General features: G+C 41.4%; 5 protein-coding genes and 1 pseudogene. 2 read left to right on the top strand and 4 right to left on the bottom strand.

Annotation, left to right across the window (positions count from 1 at the left end; translation table 11 throughout):
• Positions 1 to 857 precede the first annotated feature (857 nt).
• Positions 858 to 2,773: pseudogene (locus CD039_RS08140) on the bottom strand (cation:proton antiporter).
• Between the two features lie 246 nt (positions 2,774 to 3,019).
• Between CD039_RS08140 and CD039_RS08135 the strand changes: the two are divergent.
• The gene (locus CD039_RS08135; RefSeq protein WP_103371898.1) at positions 3,020 to 3,829 is read left to right on the top strand and encodes a metallophosphoesterase; all 810 of its coding nucleotides are present in this window, start codon (positions 3,020 to 3,022) and stop codon (positions 3,827 to 3,829) included.
• A 33-nt stretch (positions 3,830 to 3,862) separates the two neighbouring features.
• On the opposite strand, the gene CD039_RS08130 is transcribed toward CD039_RS08135, so the two are convergent.
• From CD039_RS08130 to CD039_RS08120, 3 genes are all read right to left on the bottom strand, one after another.
• Entirely contained in the window at positions 3,863 to 4,477 is a 615-nt protein-coding gene (locus CD039_RS08130) for a C39 family peptidase (RefSeq protein ID WP_103371897.1), read from the bottom strand.
• 577 nt (positions 4,478 to 5,054) lie between these two features.
• Positions 5,055 to 6,254, bottom strand: a complete 1,200-nt coding sequence (locus tag CD039_RS08125; RefSeq protein WP_103371896.1) for a putative multidrug effflux MFS transporter TcaB — start codon at positions 6,252 to 6,254, stop codon at positions 5,055 to 5,057.
• A gap of 42 nt (positions 6,255 to 6,296) precedes the next feature.
• Positions 6,297 to 7,457, bottom strand: coding sequence for a glycerate kinase (locus tag CD039_RS08120; protein WP_103371895.1), 1,161 nt, complete (start codon positions 7,455 to 7,457; stop codon positions 6,297 to 6,299).
• Between the two features lie 276 nt (positions 7,458 to 7,733).
• Here CD039_RS08120 and CD039_RS08115 point away from each other — a divergent pair, with 276 nt between their 5' ends.
• Positions 7,734 to 8,117 carry a GtrA family protein gene (locus tag CD039_RS08115; protein WP_103371894.1) on the top strand — a complete coding sequence of 128 codons (384 nt, stop codon included), beginning with the start codon at positions 7,734 to 7,736 and terminating at the stop codon, positions 8,115 to 8,117.
• The last annotated feature ends 55 nt before the right edge of the window (positions 8,118 to 8,172 follow it).

The following is an 8,172-nucleotide window of genomic DNA, read 5'->3' as shown; positions in this document are numbered from 1 at the left end:
AAATAATATTTCTAGCTAAGTTTAAATTTTAATCAACCCCCTCCCAACCATACATTATTGTTTTGAATTAGAATTAAGTTTAGTGTTTCTAATTAAATTGCAATACTGCGTATTGGGTGGGAGAGACGGCTCGCGTTCTTAGGGGGTCACGCTCAACTAAGTAATAACGCTTTGTTGCGCGTTATTACTGTATTTTCGCTGTGCCCTTAAATCCCTCAAAAGTCTCGCCTACTCCCACCTTTTACTTGTGTTGCAATTGTATCTAGGATTTCTAATGCTTTACTATAATTCTATATACTACATAATCACAACCAACCCACTCTCCTATCTTTTTGTTAATTGTTTTAATATTAGTGTTTCTAGGAAGATAATATTTCTACTAATTTAATACTGCGTATTGGGAGGTGGTGACGCTTTCCCAGGTGGTCACGTTCAACTAATTCATAACGCTTGTTGCGCGTTATGAATGGATTTTCACTGTGCCCTTGATACCTCGGGAGTCGCACCACCTCCTCTTTACTTGTATTGCAAGAGTACGTTGTGAAAATAATATTTCTAGCTAAGTTTAAATTTTAATCAACCCCCTCCCAACCATACACTTGTGTTTTGTATTGGAATTAAGTTTAGTGTTTCGAGGAATAAAGTGTTTCTGTATAAGCTAATGTGGCTTGGGAATACATCAAAAATATAAAACGCTATCTAATTAATTGTTTTAAATTTAATTAGGGGGGCGAAGAAGAGATTGGGTTCGTCGTCGTAACTGTGCAATGTTATAAATTTATCTAATCATCATTAAAGTAGACAAGTCCACTGGTCATGGGACTGTCTTCTTTAAACTCAGTATACCTATACTTCTTTTATTCACTAGCCACAACGATTTCGTTGTAGTTGATGTTTTCGCGAACTTGGGTCGCAATGGTTTGATTGACATGACCTTGGTCGACGAGTTCGTCTAGATATTGGCGTTGTAGGTACAGACCTTGCATTTTCTGTTCTGCAGTTTGAAGTGGTGCTGTTTTGGCGTATTTTCTGTTACGTCGACGTAATAGGTTGAAGCGGTTGTAGTATTCGTAGAGTACGATGCTCACTTCGAAGACGTTTTCGTTCGTTTGTTCTTTGCGCGATAACGTAGGGCGAACATTTTAATGCGCGTTTTGAATCTCTGCACGAATGTTGATTCGCGGTAGTGTACAGTGTTTTCAATCGCTGTATGGTATTTCTGTAGGACAGCGCGATCAATCTTATCTTGTGCAACAAGTTGTTCAAGTGTTTCAGTTTCGACTTCTGATGCGAGATCTTCTAGGCGTTTTACTTCTTTCGCATTTTTATTCTCCGGTTCGATTTGTAGGAGGAAGAGTAGCTCATCGAAGTACGAGGAAATAATCGCACTATAGTTTTCATCTTTGTGTTGTTTACCTTGTTCTCTAAAATAGCTAATCACGCGTTCAAGAATATAAATTTTAGTCGTTTGATAACTCATCGTTTGTTGTTCTTTACGTGATGCTGAAGGTGTGATGAGTGGTAAGACGACTTGTGCCATTACTAAGCTGATTAAGACCATTAAGGATGCGATGAATAATAGGTCATTTTTAAAAGTAAAGGCATGATGGTTAGCAAGCATCGTAGGTAATGTCAGAGCCATTGAGAGCGAAATGGTACCGTGGATGCCGCACATCGTCATGACTAACGCATAAGCACCTCGTCTTGGCGGTGTATCGGTTTCTTCGTCTAAGTATGACTGAATGTTTCGTGGATAGTAAAAGTCTTTAAACCAAATGTAGACCCAGATGAAACGCACGATGTAGATCGCCAAGGCAATGAGCAGGGTGGTAATAATCAAGAAATGAATGTTCTCTGGTTCATGTTCCACGATATCGATGACAACCTTTGGCACGATATAGCCGAGCACGACAAAGACGAAGCCGTTGAGCGCATAACTTAGCGTATCCCAAATTTGGTTGTAACTCATTTGTAGCTCGGTTTGTGCACGAATTAAACGGTCATGTTCGAAACCGTGAACTAATCCAGCCACTACTACTGCAATGATGCCAGAAGCGTGGAGTTCTTCAGCTAACAAATACACTGCGAAGGGTGTTAATAACTGAATAAAGATGAGCGTGTTACTGTCTTTTAAACCTTTATTCGCAGAAAGATAGACACGTAAACGCACGATGACAAAGCCGATAATAAATCCAATCAACACACCTATAATAGTGGAAATGATAAATTGACTAATTGCATTTAAGGCAGAGAACGCGCCTGTGACAAGTGCAGTAACTGCAATTTTAAATGAAATGATACCGGCAGCGTCATTCAACAATGACTCGCCTTCGAGAATCGACATTGCACCTTTGGGAAGGACTTTACCTTTCGTAATCGCTTGCACAGCAACTGCGTCTGTTGGACATAGGATTGCCGCAATCGCAAAAGCAGCTGGCATCGGTAAGTGTGGCCAAATCCAATGGATAAAGAAGCCGACACCAATGACAGTCGTGAAGACAAGTGCCATCGCCATCAGGATGATCGGCTTACGATATTCAAGTAGCTTCGTACGAGAGACATGCGTCCCTTCGACGAATAAGAGTGGCGCGATGACCGCCATCATAAACACTTCTGAATCAAATTCGAAGTGGAGTGGGATAGGTAGGATAAATAGACAAACACCTAGGGCAATTTGGATGAAAGCCATAGGTACTTTCGGCAGTCGATTATGTATGATTGAGCTGATGACCACCGCGAGTATAAAGATTAAAAATGCTTCTAATAAATACATAGGGTCTCCTCATCTGTGTAGTGTATTACTCAATATTTTAGCATTTAATGTGGGGAAGTACTATGTGATATGACTCCGAAATCACGAGAATTCATTTTAAATTAATAAACCGAGAAAGAAGTTGAGAAAGTGGCTGAAGTGAGCACGTTCACGTGCAGTAATCATCACATGAGTTAAGCAGTTCGATAGGTGAGGAATGCATCTACCCTTTATAATGTGACTATCATGAGAAAGGGGAAGTGTGTGATGAAGATAGGATTGATTGCTGATTTACATGTGGATCGACATATTGACCTGACACCCAACGACTATGCGAAAGTGTTGAGTCAGAGTGTAAGACAGCACGAGGTGGATTTACTCATTATAGCTGGAGATATCGCCAATCGAAATGATATAGTGGTGGACTTTATTCAACGCTTGGAACAGCTTACAGATATAACCATTCGTTTCGTCCCAGGCAATCATGATTTATGGACGTCAGAAGATCAACCATCTACAGCAGAGATACTTCAACGTTATCGTGATATGGACGAATGCCTAGTAGGGTCGCCTTATATCATTAACGACGCGTGGGCGATAGTCGGTAACACGGGCTGGTACAATTATAGCTACGCCAGTTCAAAGTTTACCCAAGAGCGTCTCGCTCGAGGCAAATTCTACGGCGCGACTTGGCAAGATAAAGAGCGCATTGACTTGCCTTACAAAGATTTAGAACTTGCAGAACGCGCAGTTGAACATACTAAAGAAGACCTTGCGAAAGTAGGAGATCGCCAAATTATTCTCGTCACACATGTGGTGACACATCCGCAATTCGTCGTCCCACTTCCACATCGTCTGTTCGATTTCTTTAACGCCTATCTCGGCACTTCGAAATTTGCGGACATTTATCATCATTACCCGATCCGTTATAGTGTGATGGGTCATGTGCATTTTAGAAAACGCCTTACCGACCAAGACATTGAATACATTTGTCCATGCCTCGGTTATCCAAGACAGTGGCGTACAGCCGATATTTCCCGGGAAATGACTCAGACGTTACAAGTAATTGAAATCTAGTTAGGTGAAGTTATTTTTAAAAGGTAAAAACACTTAACGAGTCGGCTGAATATAAATACACATACGCCCAGGCGCATCATAACTTTGTCTCATGCGAGCTTTAGGCATACGAATGACTTGGAAGCGGTTAGGAATAAACGCCGGCACGTAGACAGAGTGAAACCACTGACTCCACAGCGGATCAATGTAATAGTAATACTTGTCGTCATAACCGATTAACACGGTGGTATGAATATTTGAAGTGAGCTGCTCTTTCGTGCCATCCAACTTAAACCAACGACGCGCAGGCGATTGACCGAGAACTGTATGATAAATAAGAACGGGCTGACCTGCTTTCAAGATGCTTTCAAGCTCTTCTAGCGACTTGCCCGTACCATCTTTAAAACCATCATGAAACTGCTTCAGATGAGGTACATACGCCTGAGGAAAGATCGTTTGATGAAACCCAAACTTCACCAACAATTGATGACCTACATAACCCTTACGCGGATTATTATGGTGCTTCGGCCAATCCTTCATAATGGTGGTCGGCTTGATGCGACAATGATTGTATTGTAAGAGCATAGCAGCAGCCACACCTTCACACCCCATGACCATAGGCACAGGAAACAGCTGACTTAACGGTTTCACAGGCAACATACACTTCATCTCATGTCCCTCTTTCATGTCAATTTAGTATATTTATTATAGATGAAACAGCTGGTAAAAGTATAGAGCAAAGTGATCGAATAGAATACTTTATATTAATGACGAGTCGTTGAATAAATAATTGAATTTAACCTCGATACAAAAAAGGAGAATGGCACTATTCAAAGACGCCATTCTCTCTAATTAATCTTATTTAGATTTAGTAAGAAACACTCTCTTCCTCGAAACACTTATATTAAAACCAAATAAATAAGAGAAAGTGTATGTTGTGTTGGGTATGGTTAATGGAATATTTAGTGTGATAAGAAAAGTATTAAAATACCTAGATACAATTGCAAGACGAGTATAAAAGAGGTGGTGCGACTCCCGAGGTATCAAGGGCACAGTGAAAATCCATTCATAACGCACAACAAGCGTTATTACTTAGTTGAGCGTGACCCCCTAAGAACGCGAGCCGTTTCTCCCACCCAATACGCAGTATTGCAAATTAGGAACAAACTCCACATTCCTACGAATACAAATTAGTACAAAACACTATATTCCTACGAACACAAATTAGCACCACACACATTTTACCTTAACCCAAACGACGACGCCGCACATTCAACATCACCTGCAACGCCACAATCAACACAGACGTCACAACCAACAAAATCACATACGGCTGCACACTATTCTCCCCCTGAATACCAACAAGCGGACTCACAGCACCACCCAAGATAAACTGGAACAAGCCCAGCAAACTCGAAGCATTACCACTACCGCCCGAACGCGACTCCATCGCCAACGCGAAACTCAATGGGCCAATCCCCGTCACCGGACACACATTCAAGAAGAAGCCAAAAATCAACAGCCATAACGGCAAATGCGCCGTCACCGAAGCAATAATCAGCGCCACACCCGCCATCTGCACAATCGTCAACGTAATCAACAACGTCAAACGGTTGAAATACTCAACCAACAACGCAGTCAGCTGACTAATAATAATTAAACCAATACCATTCATCGTAATAATCACACTAAATTTCTGTGGCGATAAATGATACATATTCGCCGTAATAAACGGTGCCGCCGAAGCAAAGCTGAACAACATGACGTAAGTTAAGCCTTGAATAAACATTGGCAATAAGAAACTCGGTTTCTTCAATAACGTCCCATAATCCTGGATAATTTCTGGGAAATTCAAGCGCGCTACATTCTGTTCGCGCGTTTCTTCCATTTTATAACCAGCAAGTAGTAGAATAACTAAACTAATCACCGCAAGAAGAACAAAGATCGCTTTCCAGTTCCCTAGCGTAAGCGCATAGCCTCCGAGTAGCGGTGCGATAATAGTGACAATACCGTTAACGACGAGCAAAGCAGAAATAGACTTCGCAAGTTTCGTTCCTTCCTGCTTATCACCTACAGACGCTTTCGCGATAACGATAGCGCCACCACCTGTCATCCCTTGGATGAAACGCAAGATCAAGAAGAATGGAAGTGTAGATGTAAAGATTGCCACAACTGACGCAATGACATAGATAGCTATAATGGTTAGAGCGACTTTCTTACGTCCAAACGCATCAGACAATGGTCCAAAGAGGAACTGTCCAATCGCTAAACCAATCATAGCGGTAGATAAAGTTAATTGAGCTTCCGAAGCAGTGATGTCGAAACTACTTTTCACATTTGTGAGTGAGACATTGTACATATCAATCGTCAGGGGACCAAATGTCGTCATGATACCTAGGACGATGATGAGCATCAATGGGAAGCGTTGTGAAAGTGGTTGATTCATGAGATTACTCCTTTACACGTGACTTGTCAGAGCGTCACTAAATTAATTGTTACTATTGTAACTTAAATTCAGAATACGTGCTACGTTCTCTGAGGTATATTCTAAATTTAAAGGACCATTTTTTAAAGCAGTGTCTAAACTCACATTGCGCTGTAACATACTGAAAGCTGCAGCGATACCATGTTCGTATACTGCCTGATAGCCGTCACCTAGCACGCCATTGATAGCGATGACAGACACACCATGACGTTGAGCGACTTGTGCCACACCTATAGGCGTCTTGCCATAGATAGATTGGTAATCCATCTGACCTTCACCAGTAATGACGAGATCGGCATCTTTAACGTGATGCGCAAAGTTGGTTTCTTGTAAGACGACTTCAATCCCAGGCGTCAGTTCTGCGTGTAAAAAGGCGAGGAGTGCTGTACCTAAACCGCCAGCTGCACCTGCGCCTGGAATATTTTTAACATCTTGAGAAAGGTGGGCAGCAATTTGAGAGTGATAATGCGATAAAGCTGCTTCAAGTTGAGTGAGCATCGCATCATCAGCGCCTTTCTGACGCCCGTAAGTATACGTTGCGCCATCCTTACCAAGAAGTGGGTTGCGAACATCACATGCGACGGTAATATCAATTTGTTTCAAACGGGCATCCAGATGGGAAGTATCTATAGTTTGAATTTCAGCTAGTGCTGCACCACCATGTTTAATCGATTGATTTTGGTCGTCTAAGAAATGAACACCAAGGGCACGCATCATACCCACGCCACCGTCATTCGTTGCGCTACCACCAATACCTAGAATAATACGTGTCGCACCACGGTCTAGCGCGTCCTGAATTAATTCGCCTGTACCGTAAGAGGAAGTACGCGCAGGATGACGTTCTTCTGGGGTTAAGAGATCTAAGCCTGAAGCACTTGCCATTTCAATAACAGCAGTTTGACTGTCTGATGCATAAGCGTAACTACTAGTAATTTCACGCATTAATGGATCGTGCATCTCTGCAGTTACGCGTTCGGCTTGTAACGCTTCAGACAATGCTTCTGTCGTTCCTTCACCACCATCTGCCATAGGAATCAGTGAATAGTCTGTTACGGATAGTGGATATACTTTGGCGAAACCACGCAGGATGGCTTCCGACGCTTCCTTTGCAGACATACTTTCTTTAAATGAATCTGGTGCGATGATGACCTTTTCTAAATCCATAACTTAACCCCCCAATAGAATACTTCTCACTTAACCGTTCTTGAGTTGCAAAGTAGTTATATCCAGTATAAAGTAATGGGGCACAGAATGAAATGTATGGCGGTTACAGTTCAGCGTTTACAGGGTAGAGTAGCCTATAGTAAAAGTGAGAAGCGCTCACTAATATTTATTACGATGTCTCGATGGGGATGATGGAGGTTCGCAATTTAGGTGTACTAGCTCTATACGAAACGAGGCGTCGCTTAAAGCAATTTAGTTAATGAGGTTATATGTTCAATGAAACTCAATCAATTACACTTAGAAATCATTAAATTTATTATTGTGGGTGGTATTAATACGTTCAATTACTATGTGGTATATTTATTATTGCTTAAAATCTGTAATATCCATTACATAGTTAGCCACATCACAGGATTTATCGTCGCACTCATTATTTCGTATTATCTCAATTGTTATTTCGTATATAAGGTTCAACCGACATTGCGAAAGTTTCTACAATTTCCGGTTACACAACTTGTTAATGTCGGAATGCAAACATTATTGTTATTCATTTTCGTACGTTTCTTTCATATCAATTCCGTTATCGCGCCATTCGCTGGTTTGATTATTACGATTCCTGTGACATTTATTTTATCGAAATATATTTTGCAGGATCGTTAACGTGAAGCAGTGCGAGAAAGTGATGGTGTGGAAGTACAAAGATGCGAAGACGTTG

Source organism: Staphylococcus argensis (assembly GCF_002902305.1).
GTDB classification, from domain to species: Bacteria; Bacillota; Bacilli; order Staphylococcales; family Staphylococcaceae; genus Staphylococcus; species Staphylococcus argensis.
Note: the sequence above shows the minus strand (reverse complement) of the source record. Positions and strands in the feature narration are given on the sequence as shown.

Bases quoted from the DNA above. Each gene is read 5' to 3' on its own strand.
- CD039_RS08120 (WP_103371895.1), bottom strand. From the start codon at position 7,457: ATGGATTTAGAAAAGGTCATCATCGCACCAGATTCATTTAAAGAAAGT.
- CD039_RS08135 (WP_103371898.1), top strand. From the start codon at position 3,020: ATGAAGATAGGATTGATTGCTGATTTACATGTGGATCGACATATTGAC.
- CD039_RS08130 (WP_103371897.1), bottom strand. From the start codon at position 4,477: ATGAAGTGTATGTTGCCTGTGAAACCGTTAAGTCAGCTGTTTCCTGTG.
- CD039_RS08125 (WP_103371896.1), bottom strand. From the start codon at position 6,254: ATGAATCAACCACTTTCACAACGCTTCCCATTGATGCTCATCATCGTC.
- CD039_RS08115 (WP_103371894.1), top strand. From the start codon at position 7,734: ATGAAACTCAATCAATTACACTTAGAAATCATTAAATTTATTATTGTG.